The organism is Blastococcus sp. SYSU DS0973 (assembly GCF_054051055.1).
On record NZ_JBJHAN010000013.1, the window covers coordinates 25,443 to 43,503 of the forward strand.

The following is an 18,061-nucleotide window of genomic DNA, read 5'->3' on the forward strand; positions in this document are numbered from 1 at the left end:
GCGGATCAGGCGTTCGACGGCACCGGCGCGTCCGTCTTGATCGAGGGCGAACGCGCCGGCGCGACCACCGGACGCGCCGGACCGAGGGCGCGCATCCGCCCGCGAGCGGGCTCCTCGACGAACCGCCAGAGCAGCCACGCGGCGGGCAGGGGCAGAACCGGCGCCACCAACTGCAGGGTGGGGCCCGCCCCGGGGACGACGTCGGCCAGCGTCCAGGCGGTCTCGAGGACGGCCATGTGCACGAGGTACAGCGCGAAGGAGATCCGGCCACCGAGGACCACGGGCGCCGTCGACAGCGGCCGCACCGGGCCGCGGTCGGCCAGGGCGAGCGCGCCGACCAGCACCGGGAAGGCGAGGACGGCCACGCCACCGCGCTCCGCGCCGGCCACCCAGATCGCGAGCGGGACGAACGCCACCGCCCCGGTGGCGACCGCGCCCGCCGCACGCACCGCACGGTCGCAGGCGCCGATCCGTCGCGTGAAGAGCGCGACCAGCGCCCCGGCGACGAAGCAGCCGGCCAGCCGCAGCAGCCAGCTCCAGCGCCAGTCGTGCGTGCCGGACGCCACGCAGGCCCATGCGAACGGGGTCACCGCCCCCACCGCCAGGCCGCCCAGGACCACCGGACGGCACCGGCGCAACCGGAACAGGAGCAGGGCCCCGAGGGGGAAGACCAGGTAGGCGAGCCACTCGGCGCTCAGTGACCACCCCGGCCCGACGGGTCCGGTGGCGGCGTGGTCAGGCCGGTCCCACACCTGCACGAGCAGGACCTGCCGCAGCACGGCCGTGGCATCGGGCCCCGAAACCGCAGCGGCCCGGGAGGGTTGCCCGGTGAGCGCCTCCCGGACGACCAGGCCGACGCTGACCGCGGTCAGGACCACCATCCACGTCGGCCAGATGCGGCTGAGCCGGGCCCAGTAGAAGTCGGCCGTCGTCCGCAGGCCGGGCCGGCTGCCGAGGACGGTCACGTAGTTGTGCGCCAGCACGAACCCGCTGAGCACGAAGAAGAGGTCGACGCCGAGCCAGCCGCTCTCCAGCACGGGGCGCACCGGCTCGAGGTGCGCCGCCCAGGACCGGTCGGGCGCGAACAGCCAGAGGTGGTGCGCCACCACCCACAGGGCAGCGACCAGGCGGAGCCCGGTGAGCGCGCGGATCTCGCCCCCCGCCGACGGCGGAGCGATTGCAGAGGGTGCCGGCATTCGGCCACGGCGCGTCATCGAGAGGGCACGCTAGGGCGCCGGCGACCGGCCGGCCGGGACCGCCGGCACCTCCGCCGCGGATGTCGGTCCCGCCCGTCACACCGACCCCGCTGGTGCCGCGGGGTCAGGCCGGGCGGACGTGCCGGACGTCCCCGCTGGCCAGCTCGACGGTGCCCTCGGCGCCGTCGACGACCAGCCGCCCGTCCCAGTCGATCGCCCGCGCGGTGCCGACCAGCGCCGAACCGTCCGGCATCGTCACCTCGACGGTGCTGCCGATCGTCGAGGACCACGCCAGGTAGTCCTGCGCGAGCCCGGAGACCACCGGGTCGCCCAGTGCCCGGACCCAGCCGCGGTACCGCCGCTCGACGGCCCGCAGGAAGCCCAGCAGCACCGGGGCACGGTCGACGGTCCCGCCGGTCACCACCGACAGGGACGTCCCGGTCTCCGGCAGCTCGGCGGCCGTGGTGGAGACGTTGAGGCCGACACCGACGACGACGCCGGCCGGAAGGCTGTCGGCGGCGACCGACTCGGCCAGGATCCCGGCGAGCTTGCGCCCGTCCGCGGCGAGCAGGTCGTTGGGCCACTTCACCGACGCGAGCACCCCGCTGACCTCCCGCACCGACTCGGCCAGCGCCACCCCGGTGAGCAGGGGCAGCCAGCCGCGGCGCGCGGCCGGGACGTCGGGACGCAGCAGGAACGAGACGGTCAGGCCGGCGCGCGGAGGCGAGGTCCACACCCGGTCGAGGCGGCCCCGCCCGGTGACCTGGTGCTCGGCCACGAGGACGGTCCCCTCGGGCGCGTCCCCCGCGGCGGCAGCGGCCAGGGCGGCGTTCGTGGAGCTGATCTCGTCGACGACCTCGACCGACCGCCACAGGGCGCTGTCCCGGCACAGCGCGGTCTCCAGAGCCCGCGCGTCGAGCGCGGGGCGCTCCAGGTCCGACCAGCGGGAGGGAGAGGCATCGGGCACCCGGCCACGCTAGCCACCGGCGCCCGGCCGCGCCCTCCGGCCCGTCCGCCGGGGCACCCGTACGGCGGACCGCCGGACGCCAGCAGGAGAGCGTTCCGGAGGCTCCCCTACGCTACGGAACCCGGAGCCCCGGCACGCCGGGGCCGGCACACGGGCACGGCACGAACGCGGAGGCCTCCGGGCGGCCGCGGACGAGACGCGCGTGACCGGGCGGGTGAGTCACGGACGAGCGGACCAGCGGCGCGCGCACGCGGCCGAGGGGCCCCAGCGAGGAGGACACGTGAGCACGGCTGAACTGGAGAGCGCCGGGGAGCACGTCCCCGACGACGTCGACATCCACACGACGGCCGGGAAGCTCGCCGACTTCGAGCGCCGCGTGCAGGAGGCCCAGCACGCCGGCTCCGAGCGGGCCGTGGAGAAGCAGCACGCCGCGGGCAAGATGACCGCCCGCGAGCGGATCGAGGCCCTGCTCGACCCGGGCTCGTTCACCGAGTTCGACGAGTTCGCCCGGCACCGGTCGACGAACTTCGGCATGGCCGACAAGCGCCCGTTCGGCGACGGCGTCGTCACCGGGTACGGCACGGTCGACGGCCGGCCGGTGGCGATCTTCTCCCAGGACGTGACCGTGTTCGGCGGCAGCCTCGGCGAGGTGTACGGCGAGAAGATCGTCAAGGTCCAGGACTTCGCGGTCAAGAACGGCTGCCCCGTCATCGGCATCAACGAGGGTGGCGGCGCCCGCATCCAGGAGGGTGTGGTCTCCCTCGGTCTCTACGGCGAGATCTTCCGGCGCAACGTGCACGCCTCCGGCGTCATCCCGCAGATCTCGCTGGTCATGGGGCCCGCCGCCGGGGGGCACGTCTACTCGCCCGCCCTCACCGACTTCATCGTCATGGTGGACGAGACCAGCCAGATGTTCATCACCGGCCCCGACGTCGTGAAGACCGTGACCGGCGAGGACGTCTCCCTCGAGGAGCTGGGCGGGGCGCGCACGCACAACACCAAGTCCGGTGTCGCGCACTACCTGGCCGAGGACGAGGCCGACGCCCTGGACTACGTCAAGGCGCTGCTGTCCTACCTGCCGAGCAACAACCTCGACCCGCTGCCGGCTCTCGACATCGCCCCCGTGGACACCGTCCTCCCCGACGCCCTGACCGACGAGGACCTGGAGCTCGACACCTTCATCCCCGACTCGGCCAACACGCCCTACGACATGCACACCGTTGTCGAGCACGTGCTCGACGACGGCGAGTTCCTCGAGGTGCAGCCGCTGTTCGCGCCCAACATCCTCATCGGCTTCGGCCGGATCGAGGGCCGGCCGGTCGGGATCGTGGCCAACCAGCCCACCCAGTTCGCGGGCACGCTGGACATCGACGCCAGCGAGAAGGCGGCGCGGTTCGTGCGCACCTGCGACGCCTTCAACATCCCGGTGCTCACCTTCGTCGACGTCCCGGGCTTCCTGCCCGGCACGTCGCAGGAGTGGGAGGGCATCATCCGCCGCGGCGCCAAGCTGATCTACGCCTACGCCGAGGCCACCGTGCCGAAGGTGACCGTCATCACCCGCAAGGCCTACGGCGGCGCCTACGACGTCATGGGGTCCAAGCACCTGGGTGCGGACGTGAACCTCGCCTGGCCGACGGCGCAGATCGCCGTCGTCGGGGCGCAGGGCGCGGTCGGCATCCTCTACCGCAAGGAGCTGGCCGCGGCGGAGGACCCGGACACCCGCCGCGCGGAGCTGATCGCCGAGTACGAGGACACCCTCGCCAACCCCTACATCGCCGCGGACCGCGGTTACGTGGACGCGGTCATCCCGCCGTCGCACACGCGGGTGCAGGTGACCAAGGCGCTGCGGGTGCTGGCCAACAAGCGCCAGACCCTGCCGGCCAAGAAGCACGGGAACATCCCGCTGTGACCGAGGACCAGCGCCCGCTCCTGCGGGTCGTGAAGGGCGAGCCGACCGCCGAGGAGCTCGCCGCGCTGACCGTCGTCGTGGCGGCCCTGTCCCAGCGCCGGGGGCGCCGTCGCCCGACGCCGGTCGGCGCGTGGGCCTCCTACGCCGACCGCCACCGCGGTGCCCTGCAGCACGGCCACGGCGGCTGGCGGGCCGCGGGGAGGTACGCATGAGCGTCGACCGGCGGCTGGTGCTGGCGTCGGCGTCCCCGGCCCGGCTGTCGCTCCTGCGGCAGGCGGGGCTCGCGCCCGAGGTCGTGGTGAGCGACGTGGACGAGTCCGCGTACTCCGCTCCGCGCGTGGCCGACCAGGTCGCCCTGCTGGCCGCCGCGAAGGCCGCGGACGTCGCCAAGCGGGAGAGCGACGCCCTGGTCATCGGCGCCGACTCGTTGCTCGAGTTCGCCGGGAAGCCGCAGGGCAAGCCGGCGGACGCCGCGGAGGCGCGCGACCGCTGGCGGCGCATGGCCGGCCGCTCCGGGATCCTGCACACCGGCCAGGCGCTGTTCGACGTCCGCGACGGTGCGGTCGTCAGCCGCGACATCGCGGTGGCCTCGACCGTCGTCTACTTCGCCGAGCCCACTTCGCTGGAGGTGGAGGCCTACCTCGCCACCGGGGAGCCGCTGGCCGTGGCGGGCGCGTTCACCCTCGACGGGCTCGGCGCGCCGTTCGTGCGCCGGGTCGAGGGCGATCCGGCCGCCGTCGTGGGGCTGTCGCTCACGGTCCTGCGGACCCAGCTGGCGAAGCGCGGCCTGGCGATCACCGACCTCTGGCGCCGCTGATCCGCGGTGCCGGTGTGACGGGAGTGATGGCATAGCCGTTCCCGCTGGCGACGACGCCGAGACGCAGGTACCCATGGTGGCCATGAGCGCACACAGGGTAATCCTCCACGTCGGTACGCCCAAGTCCGGGACGACGTACCTGCAGGACCTGCTCTGGAACTCCCGCGAGGCCCTGGCCGACGCAGGTGTGCACTTCCCGGGAGACGTGCCCGAGGCGCACTTCCACGCCACGCTGGACCTCAAGCAGGAGGACTTCAACGGCTGGGTGGACCCGGTGACGCAGGGGGCGTGGGACCGGCTGGTCGAGGCCGCCCGGGCGCACGAGGGCACCACGGTCATCTCCCACGAGCTGTTCGGCGACCTGCCCGCCGAAGCCATCGCCCGGGTGCACGCGGACCTCGCCTTCGCCGAGCTGCACGTCGTCGTGACCGCCCGCGACCTGGCCAGGCAACTGCCCGCCGTCTGGCAGGAGGACGTGAAGAACCGGCACTACATGCCGTTCGAGGAGTTCCTGGCCGTCGCGCAGTCCGACTCCTGGAGTGACGCCTGGTACGGCCGCGCCCTGTGGCTGCGCCAGGACCTGCCGGCGCTCGTGGCGCGGTGGCGCGCGGCGCTCCCGGCCACCCGGGTCCACCTCGTCACCGTCCCGCCGCGGGGGGCCGACCCCGCCGCGCTGTGGCAGCGCTTCGCCCAGGTGATCGGGGTCGATCCCGATCTCGCCACCCCACCGGACGGCCGGCGCAACAAGTCACTGGGCCGGGCGGAGGCGGAGCTCCTCCGCCGACTCAACGAACGCCTGGACTACGGCATCGACTGGCCGACCTATGCCGCGCGCATCACCCACCACGTGGCCGCCGACGTCCTGGCCGAGCGCCCGTCGTCCGGCTCGCTGACCGTGCCCCCGGGCGACCGGGCGTGGGTGGCCTGGCGCGCAGCCGCCATGGTCGAGGAACTGCGCACCGCCGGCTGCCAGGTGGTGGGGCACCTCGACGAGCTCACGGTGTCACCCACCGGATCCGCCCCGACCACCGCGGCGGTGAGCGCCGAGGAGCTCCTGGACGCCGCTTTGGACGCGCTGGTCGCACTCATCCCGACGGGTTCCGACCCGGCCCCTGCGGATGCGTTCGGCACGACCGAGGTCACCGGAGCCCCGACCGGCGCCGCGGGTGACCCGGGTACTCCCGTGACGACCGACGAGACGCCGTCGCCCGCCGTGCCGGCACCCCGGGCCGGGGACGTCCCGTCGGCGTCGGCGGCACTGGCCCCGTCCGTCGTCGCGTTCGACGACACCGCCACCCCCGGACCCACCCGGTCGCGGCTGCCGATGCAGCGGGTGGAGCGGTGGTTGCGTCGACTTCCGGGGTCACGCCGGACGGACTCGCTCGCCTCCACCTGAGCCGCGCCTTGATCCGGCGGCGTCCGGACCTGCTGCGGACGGGATGCGGCCTGCTGGCTACAGTCCGAGCCGTCCGATCGAGAGGGAGTGCACCGGTGCAGAAGGTCCTGATCGCCAACCGTGGCGAGATCGCGGTCCGGGTGGCCCGCGCGTGCAAGGACGCGGGTCTGACCAGCGTGGCGGTCTACGCCGAGCCCGACCGGGACGCGCTGCACGTGCGCGTCGCGGACGAGGCGTTCGCCCTGGGCGGCACGACACCAGGCGACTCCTACCTGGTGATCGACAAGATCCTCCACGCGGCGAAGCAGTCGGGCGCCGACGCCGTCCACCCCGGCTACGGCTTCCTGTCGGAGAACGCCGACTTCGCGCAGGCGGTTCTCGACGCCGGCCTCACCTGGATCGGGCCCTCGCCCCAGGCGATCGTCGACCTGGGCGACAAGGTCGCTGCCCGGCACATCGCCACCAAGGCCGGCGCACCCCTCGTGCCCGGCACCAAGGACCCGGTCGGCGGCGCCGACGAGGTGATCGCCTTCGCGGAAGCGCACGGGCTCCCCGTCGCCATCAAGGCGGCCTTCGGCGGTGGCGGCCGCGGCCTGAAGGTCGCCCGCACGATGGAGGAGATCCCGGAGCTGTTCGACTCCGCCGTCCGCGAGGCCGTCTCCGCCTTCGGGCGCGGTGAGTGCTTCGTCGAGCGGTTCCTGGACAAGCCGCGGCACGTCGAGGCCCAGGTGCTGGCCGACACCCACGGCAACGTGATCGTCGTCGGCACCCGCGACTGCTCGCTGCAGCGGCGCAACCAGAAGCTGGTCGAGGAGGCGCCTGCGCCGTTCCTCACCGACGAGCAGCGGGAGCGCATCCACTCCTCCGCCAAGGCCATCTGCAAGGAGGCCGGCTACCACGGTGCCGGCACCGTCGAGTACCTGGTCGGTACGGACGGCTCGATCTCCTTCCTCGAGGTCAACACCCGGCTCCAGGTGGAACACCCGGTGTCGGAGGAGACCTCGGGCATCGACCTGGTGCGCCAGCAGTTCCGCATCGCCGACGGGCTCCCGCTGGAGATCACCGAGGACCCGGCGCCGCGCGGCCACAGCATCGAGTTCCGGATCAACGCCGAGGACGCCGGCCGCAACTTCATGCCGGCCCCCGGACCGGTGGAGCGGCTGGAGATCCCACAGGGGCCCGGCGTGCGCTGGGACTCCGGCGTCGAGACCGGTGGCGAGGTCGCCGGCGCGTTCGACTCCATGCTGGCCAAGCTGATCGTCACCGGCGCCACTCGCGAGGAGGCGCTGCAGCGGGCCCGGCGCGCGCTCGACGAGCTGGTCGTCGAGGGCATGCCCACGGTCATCCCGTTCCACCGTGCCGTCGTCCGCGACGAGGCCTTCACCACCGAGCCGTTCACGGTGCACACGCGCTGGATCGAGACCGAGTGGGACAACCAGGTCCCGCCCCACGACGCCGCCCCGAGTGGTCAGGACGAGGACGCGCCCCGGCAGACGGTGGTCGTGGAGGTCGGTGGCCGCCGGCTCGAGGTGTCGCTGCCGGCCGGGCTGACCGCCGGCGGCGGCGCGGCGCCCGGCGCGGTCGCCAAGCCGCGCAAGCGCGGAGGCGGCGGTGGCGGCGCGGCCGCATCGGGGAACTCCCTCACCTCCCCCATGCAGGGCACGATCGTCAAGGTCGCCGTCGAGGACGGCGCCACCGTGGCCGCCGGTGACCTCGTCGTCGTCCTCGAGGCGATGAAGATGGAACAGCCGATCACCGCGCACAAGGCCGGCACGATCTCCGGTCTGTCGGCCGAGGTCGGCGCCTCGGTCACCAGCGGCGCGGTCATCTGCACCATCGCCGACGCGGCGGAGTAGCCGCAGCCGTACGGACCGGGGCTGCACCGGCGGACGCGCCGGCGGGGCCCCGGTCCGCTCAGACCACCCGCACCCGGCCGGTCCGGTAGTCCCACTGCAGCGTCCCACCTTGGAACCGCTGGGATTCGCCGTCACGGAAGTGACGCCGTCCCTCGACCGGGTACCCCAGCGAGCCGCGCTCCCACCCGGTCGCCGCCCAGGCGTCCCGCGTCCACCCCGCGACGGCGTGACTCCCGCTTCCCGGCGACGTGTACACCGACCCGCCCTGGAAGTGGACCAGGCACCCGCCGGACACCAGACCGCAGACCTGGTCGGTCACCGGGTAACCGAGCGCCCCGCCCTCCCAGCCGGACGACGCCCACACCCCCCGCGTGGCGAGGTCGACCAGCCGCGCCCCGGTCGCCGCGGACCAGTACACCGACCCGCGCTGGAAGTGCTGGAAGCAGCCACCGTCGCGGAGCCCGCAGACCGTGCTGGTGGCCGGGTAACCGAGCGGCCCGCGCTCCCAGCCCGACGCGGCCCAGCGGTCACGCACGGCCCCCACGAGGTCATGCGCACCGGTGGCGGCGGAGACGTACACGGACCCGCGCTCGAAGTGGACGAAGCACCCGCCGTCGGGCAGACCGCAGGCCTGGTCGGTCACCGGATAACCGAGCCGGCCGTTCTCCCAGCCCGTGCCTGCCCAGCGCTGCCGCACCGCGGCACCGATCAAGCGCGTGCCCGTGCCGGCGGACGAGTACACCGACCCGGACTGGAAGTGCTGATAGCACCCGCCGTTGCGCAGCCCGCAGACGGTGTCGCTCGTCGGGAAGCCCAGCAGGCCGTTCTCCCACCCCGCAGCCGCCCACCGGTCTCGTGTGCGGCCCTGTGTCACGTACGCCCTCGCCTGGCTGCCGGTCGCGTACATCGACCCACCCTGGAAGTGCTGGAAGCAGCCGCCGTTCCGCAGGGTGCACCGTGTATCCGTCAGCGGATAACCGAGAGCGCCGGTCTCCCAGCCCAGGGAGGCCCACCGGTCCCTCGTCGAGTGCATGACGCCGCGCGCCCCCGTGGCCTTCGACCAGTAGATCGATCCCCGCTCGTAGTGGCGGAAGCAGCCACCGTCCCGCAGGCCGCAGGTCCGGGAGACGACCGGTGCACCGAGGACGCTGGCACCGCCGAGCCGCTCGTAGGCGATGTTGATCGGGTGGTCGCCCTCCACCTCGACGGTGGCGGCGGACCCGGTCGCCTCCAGGACCGTCACCCTGAACGGTGCAGTGCCGAACGAGATCGATCTGCCCTGCGGAACCGCGACGGCGAGGTCCGAGGGCCAGTAGGCCTGCGGCTTCGGGGTGCCGTCGAGCAGGAACGACGTGTTCTCGCCGTCGGTTCCGCCAGTCCGCCGGAGAAGTACGCCCGTCTCGAGCCCGGGCCAGTTCGCCGCCGTCCCGAGATAGCTGTCTCGACCGGTCGCCGTTCGGTACTCCAGCCAGTAGACGTCGCCGTCGCTGTCGGCGAGCCGGATCGCGCGCGTACCGGTTCGCACACCCACCGGCGAGAGCGAGAACCGGGTCGAGGCAGCGCCGGCGGCCAGGGTAGGGGCTGCCTCCGGCGGCAGCACTCCGAGCTGGGCGGCGTGCGGAGCGCCGAGAGAGCCGACCTCCTCCCAGGAGACCCCCATGACGTCGTACATGTCGTAGTAGGAGCGGATGTGGCAGGGAGCCCCGTCCACGACGGCAGCGCACTGCAGGTGCGACGCGTGGCCCAGCCCGAGGTTGTGACCGAACTCGTGGGCGATGAGCGAGGTCCTCGTCGCCCGCACGTACGCCAGGCCGCCGGACCCGGTGCTCCCGGTGCCGATCGTCCCCAGGCCGTACGAGCACCCCGACGAGCCCTCGGGCACGTACATCAGCAGGTGCTTGTCCGGCCCGGCCGTCCACCCGGCCCGAGTTGCGGCTTCCTGCCAGAGAGCAAGGGGGTCGGCGCAGTCCAGCGTGGAGGGCTCCGTCGGCCAGTCGAAGCCGGCGACCGTGCCGAAGCGGACGGCTCCGTCGGTCTGCTCCTCCCAGAACTCGGCGACGGGCCCGTTCACGGCTTCCATGACCTGCGCCAGCGTCGTGCCGTCCCGCGCGGCGCCGGCCGGCTGCAGCATCACCACGGTGACCGGGTGGTTCACCGGTGCGGCGGTCGGCGCGATCACCGGCTCCTCGGGCGCGGCGAGGACCTGGGCCCCGAGCACCTCGAGTGCCGGCGCCAGGCCCTGCTCGGCCGCCTCGTCGACGACCGCGTCCCCCACGGTGACCCGGACCGTCGACCCGATCTCGACCGCGGGGAGCTCCTCGGTGTCGACCCGCACCGCGTCGCCGGCATCGGTACGGATCCAGCTGAGCAGCTCCGCCTCGGGGCCGTGGGTTTCGTGCTCCTCGCCCTCCTGGACCGGAGCGGGGTCCGCGTACCCCTGGACCAGCTCGCCGACGATCGTCTCACCGGCGGACGCCGGATCGTCCTGCGCCCGCGTCGCCGGGGCCCCGAGCACCGTGAGCACGGTGAGGCCGGTGGCCCCCAAGGCGACCAGGACGGACGACCGCTGGGGCCGGGAACGATGGGCGTCTCGCACGCAGAGCTCCTGAGCTGAGGGGACTACCCCCTGCATCGGCAGTTCTGCCGTGGACCTGAACCGTACGAGGCGCCTCAACGCCCCATCAGGCGACTGCGGCGCAGCGCGTGGAACAGCAGCAGGGCGGCTGCACTGAGCACGGCGGCCGTCACCGGCAGGAGGGGACCGCCGAGGAACCCCGAGCTGTCAGCGACCGGCTCGAGCACGACCTCGCCACGGGGCACGCTGAGCCCGCCCCCCGGCGCCAGGCGCAGCGAGGCCTGCGGTGCGGGCCCGGCGGCCTCCGGCGCCTGGCCCGCCGGAGTTCCGGCGAGGGTGCCCCGGCGCTCCTGGTCCGCGGAGTCCGCGCGGTCCGCGGGGTCCGCCGCGGGGGCGGCCTGGGCAACGGCGGCTCCCGGGGCGGGGACCACGTCCACGACCGCGGCGCCGCCGTCGAGGCTGCGCACGGTGACCGTGAAGTCGCCACCGGAGAGCGCGACGACCGCGCCCACCGGGAGGGCCGCCTGCCGGTCGGCATCCCAGCCGGCCGCCGGTCCGGGCGTGCCGTCGAGGAGCAGGGAGGTGTCCGGGAACCGGCCGGCCCGGTGGACCAGCACACCGGCGTCCAGCCCGTAGACGTTGTCACGGGTGGCCAGCCAGCCGTCGCGTCCGGCCGCCGCCCGCAGCTCCAGCCAGTAGGCGACGCCGTCGGCGTCGACCAGCCGGAGGGCCCGCACGCCGGTGCCACCGGCCAGCGGGGCCAGCGTCACGCTGGTGGCGGCCTCCCCCACGGACACCGTCCGCTGCGCATCGCCGGGCAGCACCCCGAGGGCGGAGGCCTGGACGGCGGTCAGCGCGCCGAAGCGCGCCCAGGAGGCGCCCATCACGTCGTAGAAGTCGCGGTAGGCGGCGGTCCGGCAGGCGCCGTCCTCGACGAGTCCGTCGCACTGGACCGCCGAGGAGTGGCCCAGGCCGAAGTTGTGCCCGAGCTCGTGCGCGATCAATGAGGTGGAGGTGTCCCGCACGTACAGCCGACCACCGGATGCGGGGCCGACGCCCACTTCGGCCAGCGCGTAGGCACAAGCCGGCTGCGTGGCGGTCTGGCTGCTCAGCCGGAGCAGCAGGTGCCTGCCGGGACCGGGGACGAAGCCGACCTTCGTCGCCACCTCGTTCCACAGCGCCCCCGGCGTCGCGCAGCCGGCCGTCGTGCTGATCCAGTCACGGCGTTCGGTGACGCCGACGGTGACCGCGCCGCCGGTCTGCTCGGACCAGAAGTCGGACACGCCGCCGTCCACGGCCGCGACGACGTCCCGCAGCCGCGTGCCGTCGGGGGTCGTGCCGGCCGGTGCGACCAGGACCACGGTGACCTCGTTGGTGAGCCCGCCCCTCGGGGCGGGCACCGGCACCGGGTCGGTGACCGGTGGCGGGGAGAGGACGTCGCTGCCCAGCACCGTGACGGCGGGCTCGTAGCCGTCCTCGTCGTCGACCTGCTCGCCGACGGCCAGCTCGACCGTGGAACCGCCCGGCACGGCGGCGACCTGCTCCGCAGGCACCCGGACGGCGCCGTCGGCGGTGTCCACCCAGCTGAGCAGCGTCTCCCCGCCGTGGTCGTCCCCGGCCGCGTGCGGACCGCCCGCCGGCTGCCCCTCCGCCCAGGCGTGCACCAGCTCGCCGACGACGGTGGTCCCCGTCTCCGCGGCGGCGACCCCCGGGACCACCACGGCGCCCAGAGCACCCGACAGCACGGCGCCGGCGAGCGCCAGGGCGCGGATCGGACGGCGGGAGCCGCGAGGACGACGGGGCTCGTGGTCAGGAGACATCGACTCCTGCATCGGCGGTCCCGTACCGGGTCGGCACGGGCCCGGCGATGTCGAGCCGAACTCCCGTCACACGTGCCGCACGCGCCCCGAACTCCTCAGGCGAGGTCGTCGGCGCCCATCAGGCGGCGCCCCGCCTCGGTGATCGAGCCCGACAGCGACGGGTAGATCGCGAAGGTCTGCGCGAGGTCGTCGACCGTGAGCCCCTTGGTCACCGCCAGGGCGATCGGCAGCACGAGCTCCGAGGCCCCCGGCGAGACGACGACCCCGCCCACGATGACCCCGGTGGAGCGCCGGGCGAACAGCTTGACGAAGCCGTCGTGCAGGTCGCTCATCTTCGCCCGCGCGTTGGTCGCCAGCGGCAGGCGCACCGCCTCGACGTCGACGCTCTCGGCGAGCGACTTCTCCTGCACGCCGACGGTGGCGATCTCCGGGTGGGTGAAGACGTTGGCCGCCACCGTCTTGAGCTTGATCGGCGCGACGGCCTCGCCCAGGGCGTGCCACATCGCGATCCGCCCCTGCATGGCGGCCACGGAGGCCAGCTGGAAGACGCCGGTCACGTCGCCGGCGGCGTAGATGCCCGGCACCGAGGTGCGCGAGACCCGGTCGACGACGACGTGACCGGCCTCGGTGACCTCGACGCCGTGCTGCTCCAGGTTGAGCCCCGCGGTGTTGGGCACGGTGCCGACGGTCATCAGCGCGTGCGAGGCCTCGACGCAGCGCCCGTCGGTGAGCTCGACGGCGATGCCCTTCTCGGTTCGCCGCACGCCGGCCGCGCGGCCGCGCTCGAGGCGACCGCCGCGGGACTGGAAGACCTGCTCGAGGACCTCGGCGGCGTCGGAGTCCTCGCCGGGCAGGACCCGGTCGCGGGAGGAGACGAGGGTGACCGGGACGCCGGCCTCCAGGTAACCGGAGGCGAACTCGGCGCCGGTGACGCCGGAGCCCACGACGACCAGGTGCGCGGGCGGTTCCTGGAGGTCGTACACGTCGCGCCAGTCGAGGATGCGCTCGCCGTCGGGCTCCGCCCCGGGCAGCACCCGTGGGTCGGCGCCGGTGGCGATGAGGACGACGTCGCCCTCGATCTCCTCGACGACCTTGCCGTCGGCGTCGAGGATCTCGACCTCGTGCGCGGCCAGACCAGGCTCGTCATCGGCCAGCCGGCCCTGACCGGAGAGGATCCGGACACCCTCCGCCTCGAGGCGGGCGTGGATGTCCGCCGACTGCGCCATCGCCAGGTTCTTCACCCGCTGGTTGGCCGCGGGCAGGTCGAGGCTCACCGTGGCGACCTCCGCGCCGTGCACGCCCAGGACGGCGGAGTGGCGCACCGACGTCATCGCTCCGGCAGCGGCGATCAGCGTCTTGGAGGGCACGCAGTCGGTGAGCACACTGGCCCCGCCGATGCCGTCGCGCTCGATCACGGTGACCTCGGCCCCGAGCTGCGCGGCGACCAGCGCAGCCTCGTAGCCGGCCGGGCCACCACCGATGATGACGATGCGGGTCATGGGGTCCATCTTCCGTTGCCGAGCGGTCCGTCGGCACCCATTGTCCCCGTTCCTGGCCCGCTCCCCAGCCACCGCCCGCTCCCGGCCCGCCGACTCCCGTGGCTAGTCTCGCCCGGATGGGCCTCTACGCCGCCTACGGGTCGAACATGGATCCCGCGCAGATGCTGCGCCGCTGCCCGTCGTCGCCGCACACCGGCACCGGCTGGATCCGCGACTGGCGGCTCACCTTCGGCGGCGCGGAGCTGGGCTGGGAGGGCGCGCTCGCGACTCTGGTCCCCACCGACGACGACGGCTCGGGCGGGGAGACCGCCGGCGTGTTCGTCGCGCTCTACGACCTCACCGAGGCCGACGAGCGGGCCCTGGACGCGTGGGAGGGCGCCGACTCCGGCCTCTACCGGCGGGTGCACCTGCGCGTGCACACCCTCGGCGGCGACGTCGTCGCCTACGTCTACGTGCTGGACGCCTTCGAGGGCGGGCTGCCCTCGGCGCGCCACCTCGGCGGGATCGCGGACGCCGCCGAGGCGGCCGGCGCCCCCGCCGACTATCTCGCCGAGCTGCGCTCCCGGGAGTGCCGCTCGTCCTTCTGACCCCCCTTCGGCAGTCCCCGCCGTCTCGGCCAGAGTGCGACCACCGCTGTTAGCCTCGGCGCGACGCTCGGTTCACCTGGTCGCCACCGGCTGGACGGGCCTCGATCACGACGGGGGGACGGATCCTGCTCAGCGCTCTCGCGGCGGACGACCAAGGGCTCATCTTCTCCGCCTCGGCCCGCGACGGGTCCCGCGCCGTGGACGTCCTGCTGGACGGCCGACGCGTCTGGTCGTTCCGGGTGGGTGACGCGCTGCCGGTCGACGGCGCGGCGGACCGGTGGACGATGCCGTGGCCGGACCCGCTCCGCCCCTACCTGCGCGGCACCGGCGAGTTCGCCCTGCGCCCCGTGGACGGCGGTACCGATACCCCGTCGACCCGCGCCCGGTTCGGGGACGACGACGGGCCCATCCGTTACGTCGACAGCCACGGCCTGCTCCTCGTGGTCAACAAGTGGGGCAACCTCGGTCACGCGCTCGCCGACTACGACGCCGGCATGGTCGATCGGCTGCTGGACAACCTGGACCACGTCCGCGCGGTCCTGGCCGAGCACACCGACCTCGACGTCTTCGTGAACGGCGGGACGCTGCTGGGCCCGTACCGGGACGGCGAGGTGATGCCGCACGACGACGACGCGGATCTCGCCTACCTGAGCCGGCACACCCATCCCGTGGACGTGGCGCGCGAGAACTTCCGGCTCGGGCGGATCCTCGTCGAGGCCGGCATCAGCGTCGTGCGTTGCTCCGCCGGGCACTTGCAGCTGCACTTCGAGCACGAGGGCCGACCCGACGGCTACCTGGACATCTTCACCGGCTGGATCGACGACGGCTGGTGGTACCAGGTCTTCCCCGTGCGCAGCCGCGTGCGCCGCGACCAGCTGCTGCCGCTGGGGACCATCGACGTCAACGGTCGGCCCGAGCCGGTCGTCCGGGAGCCCGAGACCATGCTCGAGGCCATCTACGGCCCGGACTGGGCCACCCCCGACCCGGCGTTCCGCTTCGAGGTGCCGCCGGCCACCGGGCAGCGGATGTACGGCTGGCTCTCCGACCAGCACATGCACCGGACGGCCTGGCGCGACTACTACCGCTACGAGGTTCCGGCCGTCCCCGCTCCCGGTAGCCCGCCCTCGTCGTACGCCCGCTGGGTGGCCGAGAGGCTTCCGTCCGGGGAGGCGGTTCTCGAGGTAGGAGCCGGTCCCGGCAACGACGCCATGTGGCTCGCCGGGCAGGGACACCGGGTCGACGCCATCGACTACATCGACTCGGTGGTCGTCCACGCCACCCGGGTGGCCGGGGAGCGTGGCCTGCCCGCAGGCTTCCGGGCCGTGAACCTCTACGACCCGCGCCCGGTCATCACGTTGGGCGGGCGGATCGCCGCCCGCCGGGAGCCGGTGCACGTCTACGGGCGCGGACTGCTCGGCTCGCTCCTCGACCTCGGCCGCCCCCAACTGTGGCGGCTGCTGAGCATGGTGCTGCGGACCGGCGGCCGGGCCCACCTCGACGTGCCCCGCGAGAGCCTGCAGACCTGGTACGAGCCCCGCCGTCCGCTGCACCTGGCCCTCGGGCTGGACGAGCTGGCCGCCGACATGGCGCCCTACGGGCTGCGGATCGACGAGGCGCACGACGCCGAGGAGCCCCACGACCACACCCCCTGGAGCGTGGGGCCCACGACGCTCCCGACGACGAGGATGGTGATCTCTTGGCAGCGCAGAGCACGCTGAAGCGGCTGGTCCGCACCCCGGCCAAGCGGCTCCGCCGGGCATTCGTCCCGGAGTACGAGGCGCTGCTGGCCGAGGTGGGGCAGCTGCGTGCCCGGGTCGCGGAGCTCGAGGGCCGTACGGCACAGCTCCCGGAGCTGGACGGGCGGACGCGCCTGGTCGAGGAAGGCCTGCACGAGGCCAGGCGGCTGAACTTGCGCGTCGCCCAGCTGACCGACGTCGTCACCGAACTCGTCCTGCCGCTGCACGACCGTGACATCGACCCGGCCGTGTTCGACTCCCTCAGCGAGGACACCCAGTGACCGGCCAGGGGGGGACCGGGTACTCACTCGTCCTGCTCAACGGCGGCAGCGGCCGGCGGATGGGCGCCGACCGGCCCAAGCAGTTCCTGACGGTGAACGGCCTGCCGATCCTCGTGTACTCGCTCGTCGCCGTGGACGCCGTGCCCGAGATCGACCAGATCGTCCTGAACTACCCGGAGGGCTGGCGCGAGGAGGTGGAGGGCATCGTCCGCGACTACGCCATCCAGACGCCGGTCGACTACGTGACGGCCGGAGTCACCAGGCAGGAGTCGGTCGCCGCCGCACTGCATCTGTGCACGAACGACGCAGTCGTCCTGCACGAGGCGGCACGGCCCCTCGTGCGCTCGGCCGACTTCAGCCGGCTGATCGACGCGCCCGAGCGCAACGTGAGCTACATGATCCCGATCCCGTTCACCGTCGCCCCGGTGGATCCGCGGACGCGCGCGGTCACCGGCTACCTGGAGCGGGACGGGCTGCGCAACGTCCAGCTGCCGCAGAAGTTCGACCTGGCCGACCTCAAGCGGGCGCACGCCTTCGCCGCCGGGCAGGACGTGGTCTACACCGAGGACGCCACCCTCATGGCGGCGGCCGGGCTGTCGGTGCACTACATCGACGGCAAGGACACCAACATCAAGGTGACCACGCCGACCGACATCCACCTCGCGGTGTCCCTGCTGCACGGGGAGACCGAGGATGAGTGACCGGCGCACCGTCCTGGTCACCGGGGCGTCCAAGGGCATCGGCCTGAAGACCGCCGTGCGCTTCGCGGCGCGGGGCGACGTGGACCAGCTGGTGCTGGTCGCCCGCAGCTCGGCGGCGTTCGACGACGCCGTCTCCGCCGTCTCCGCCGTCAGCCCGGACGTGCAGGTCACCGCGCACGCGTTCGACCTGGCCGACCGGGCGGGCATCCCCGAGCTCATGCGTGAGGTGCGCTCGTCCCACGGCAACGTCGACGTCCTGGTCAACAACGCCGGCTACACCAACCCGCAGCCGATCCACCAGATCCCCTTCGAGGAGTTCGAGCGGACGATGGCGGTGAACCTGTACGCCCCGTTCACCATCGTCCAGGAGCTGCTGCACCTCGGGAACAAGTTCGACGTCATCGTCAACGTCGCGTCGACGGCGGGCATCCAGGGCCGCTCGGGCTGGCTGACCTACTCGGCGTCGAAGGCCGCGGTGATCAACATGAGTGAGGTCATGCGCGAGGAACTGGCCATCTACGGCACCCGCGTCGTCTGCATCTCCCCCGGCCGGACCGCCACCGACCTGCGCCGGATTCTGGCACCCGACGAGGACCCGACCACGATCATGCAGCCGGAGCACGTGGCGCAGGTGATCGAGATGCTGAGCACCGACGTCGGCCGGTTCGTCGACAGCACCAACCTGGTCGTCCGTCAGTAGCCCCACCGCCGCGCCGAGGGG

The 18,061-nt window shown here is 73.6% G+C and carries 15 protein-coding genes; 10 read left to right on the top strand and 5 right to left on the bottom strand.

What is annotated here, in order from left to right; genetic code table 11:
- Nucleotides 1-5: 5 nt before the first annotated feature.
- Together ACI791_RS16840 and ACI791_RS16845 are read right to left on the bottom strand one after the other, a co-directional pair.
- On the bottom strand, nucleotides 6-1,196 hold the full coding sequence (locus ACI791_RS16840) for an acyltransferase family protein (protein ID WP_456587087.1): 1,191 nt from the start codon (nucleotides 1,194-1,196) through the stop codon (nucleotides 6-8).
- A 124-nt stretch (nucleotides 1,197-1,320) separates the two neighbouring features.
- The gene (locus tag ACI791_RS16845; protein ID WP_456587088.1) at nucleotides 1,321-2,163 is read right to left on the bottom strand and encodes a biotin--[acetyl-CoA-carboxylase] ligase; all 843 of its coding nucleotides are present in this window, start codon (nucleotides 2,161-2,163) and stop codon (nucleotides 1,321-1,323) included.
- Between the two features lie 280 nt (nucleotides 2,164-2,443).
- Between ACI791_RS16845 and ACI791_RS16850 the strand changes: the two genes are divergently transcribed.
- The 5 genes from ACI791_RS16850 to ACI791_RS16870 all read left to right on the top strand — a co-directional run bounded on the left by ACI791_RS16850 (nucleotide 2,444) and on the right by ACI791_RS16870 (nucleotide 8,141).
- Nucleotides 2,444-4,072, top strand: coding sequence for an acyl-CoA carboxylase subunit beta (locus tag ACI791_RS16850; RefSeq protein ID WP_456587089.1), 1,629 nt, complete (start codon nucleotides 2,444-2,446; stop codon nucleotides 4,070-4,072).
- Nucleotides 4,069-4,284, top strand: coding sequence for an acyl-CoA carboxylase subunit epsilon (locus ACI791_RS16855; RefSeq protein ID WP_456587090.1), 216 nt, complete (start codon nucleotides 4,069-4,071; stop codon nucleotides 4,282-4,284). The genes ACI791_RS16850 and ACI791_RS16855 overlap by 4 nt, the downstream gene beginning before the upstream one ends.
- Nucleotides 4,281-4,889 (top strand): Maf family protein, encoded by a 609-nt coding sequence (locus ACI791_RS16860; RefSeq protein ID WP_456587091.1) that lies wholly within the window; start codon nucleotides 4,281-4,283, stop codon nucleotides 4,887-4,889. The genes ACI791_RS16855 and ACI791_RS16860 overlap by 4 nt, the downstream gene beginning before the upstream one ends.
- A gap of 82 nt (nucleotides 4,890-4,971) precedes the next feature.
- A complete protein-coding gene (locus ACI791_RS16865) occupies nucleotides 4,972-6,285 on the top strand; it encodes a hypothetical protein (protein ID WP_456587092.1) in 1,314 nt (437 codons plus the stop codon).
- A gap of 95 nt (nucleotides 6,286-6,380) precedes the next feature.
- On the top strand, nucleotides 6,381-8,141 hold the full coding sequence (locus ACI791_RS16870) for an acetyl/propionyl/methylcrotonyl-CoA carboxylase subunit alpha (RefSeq protein WP_456587093.1): 1,761 nt from the start codon (nucleotides 6,381-6,383) through the stop codon (nucleotides 8,139-8,141).
- Nucleotides 8,142-8,199: 58 nt separating this feature from the next.
- On the opposite strand, the gene ACI791_RS16875 is transcribed toward ACI791_RS16870, so the two are convergent.
- The 3 genes from ACI791_RS16875 to ACI791_RS16885 all read right to left on the bottom strand — a co-directional run bounded on the left by ACI791_RS16875 (nucleotide 8,200) and on the right by ACI791_RS16885 (nucleotide 14,035).
- The gene (locus ACI791_RS16875) at nucleotides 8,200-10,737 is read right to left on the bottom strand and encodes a hypothetical protein (RefSeq protein WP_456587094.1); all 2,538 of its coding nucleotides are present in this window, start codon (nucleotides 10,735-10,737) and stop codon (nucleotides 8,200-8,202) included.
- Between the two features lie 74 nt (nucleotides 10,738-10,811).
- Nucleotides 10,812-12,536, bottom strand: coding sequence for a reprolysin-like metallopeptidase (locus ACI791_RS16880; protein ID WP_456587095.1), 1,725 nt, complete (start codon nucleotides 12,534-12,536; stop codon nucleotides 10,812-10,814).
- A gap of 95 nt (nucleotides 12,537-12,631) precedes the next feature.
- A complete protein-coding gene (locus ACI791_RS16885) occupies nucleotides 12,632-14,035 on the bottom strand; it encodes an NAD(P)H-quinone dehydrogenase (RefSeq protein ID WP_456587096.1) in 1,404 nt (467 codons plus the stop codon).
- 116 nt (nucleotides 14,036-14,151) lie between these two features.
- Here ACI791_RS16885 and ACI791_RS16890 point away from each other — a divergent pair, with 116 nt between their 5' ends.
- The 5 genes from ACI791_RS16890 to ACI791_RS16910 all read left to right on the top strand — a co-directional run bounded on the left by ACI791_RS16890 (nucleotide 14,152) and on the right by ACI791_RS16910 (nucleotide 18,040).
- Nucleotides 14,152-14,622, top strand: coding sequence for a gamma-glutamylcyclotransferase family protein (locus ACI791_RS16890; protein WP_456587097.1), 471 nt, complete (start codon nucleotides 14,152-14,154; stop codon nucleotides 14,620-14,622).
- Nucleotides 14,623-14,819: 197 nt separating this feature from the next.
- Nucleotides 14,820-16,340, top strand: a complete 1,521-nt coding sequence (locus ACI791_RS16895; protein ID WP_456587098.1) for a class I SAM-dependent methyltransferase — start codon at nucleotides 14,820-14,822, stop codon at nucleotides 16,338-16,340.
- Entirely contained in the window at nucleotides 16,319-16,639 is a 321-nt protein-coding gene (locus ACI791_RS16900) for a DUF6752 domain-containing protein (protein ID WP_456587099.1), read from the top strand. Before ACI791_RS16895 ends, ACI791_RS16900 begins: the two co-directional genes overlap by 22 nt.
- Nucleotides 16,636-17,340: an IspD/TarI family cytidylyltransferase gene (locus tag ACI791_RS16905; RefSeq protein ID WP_456587100.1), complete on the top strand. Its 705-nt coding sequence runs from the start codon at nucleotides 16,636-16,638 to the stop codon at nucleotides 17,338-17,340. The genes ACI791_RS16900 and ACI791_RS16905 overlap by 4 nt, the downstream gene beginning before the upstream one ends.
- Nucleotides 17,333-18,040, top strand: coding sequence for an SDR family NAD(P)-dependent oxidoreductase (locus ACI791_RS16910; protein WP_456587101.1), 708 nt, complete (start codon nucleotides 17,333-17,335; stop codon nucleotides 18,038-18,040). Before ACI791_RS16905 ends, ACI791_RS16910 begins: the two co-directional genes overlap by 8 nt.
- Nucleotides 18,041-18,061: the final 21 nt, after the last annotated feature.

Excerpts from the sequence above, each read along its gene's own strand:
- ACI791_RS16840 (WP_456587087.1), bottom strand. The coding sequence starts at position 1,196 with ATGCCGGCACCCTCTGCAATCGCTCCGCCGTCGGCGGGGGGCGAGATC.
- ACI791_RS16860 (WP_456587091.1), top strand. The coding sequence starts at position 4,281 with ATGAGCGTCGACCGGCGGCTGGTGCTGGCGTCGGCGTCCCCGGCCCGG.
- ACI791_RS16865 (WP_456587092.1), top strand. The coding sequence starts at position 4,972 with ATGAGCGCACACAGGGTAATCCTCCACGTCGGTACGCCCAAGTCCGGG.
- ACI791_RS16880 (WP_456587095.1), bottom strand. The coding sequence starts at position 12,536 with ATGTCTCCTGACCACGAGCCCCGTCGTCCTCGCGGCTCCCGCCGTCCG.
- ACI791_RS16885 (WP_456587096.1), bottom strand. The coding sequence starts at position 14,035 with ATGACCCGCATCGTCATCATCGGTGGTGGCCCGGCCGGCTACGAGGCT.
- ACI791_RS16890 (WP_456587097.1), top strand. The coding sequence starts at position 14,152 with ATGGGCCTCTACGCCGCCTACGGGTCGAACATGGATCCCGCGCAGATG.
- ACI791_RS16910 (WP_456587101.1), top strand. The coding sequence starts at position 17,333 with ATGAGTGACCGGCGCACCGTCCTGGTCACCGGGGCGTCCAAGGGCATC.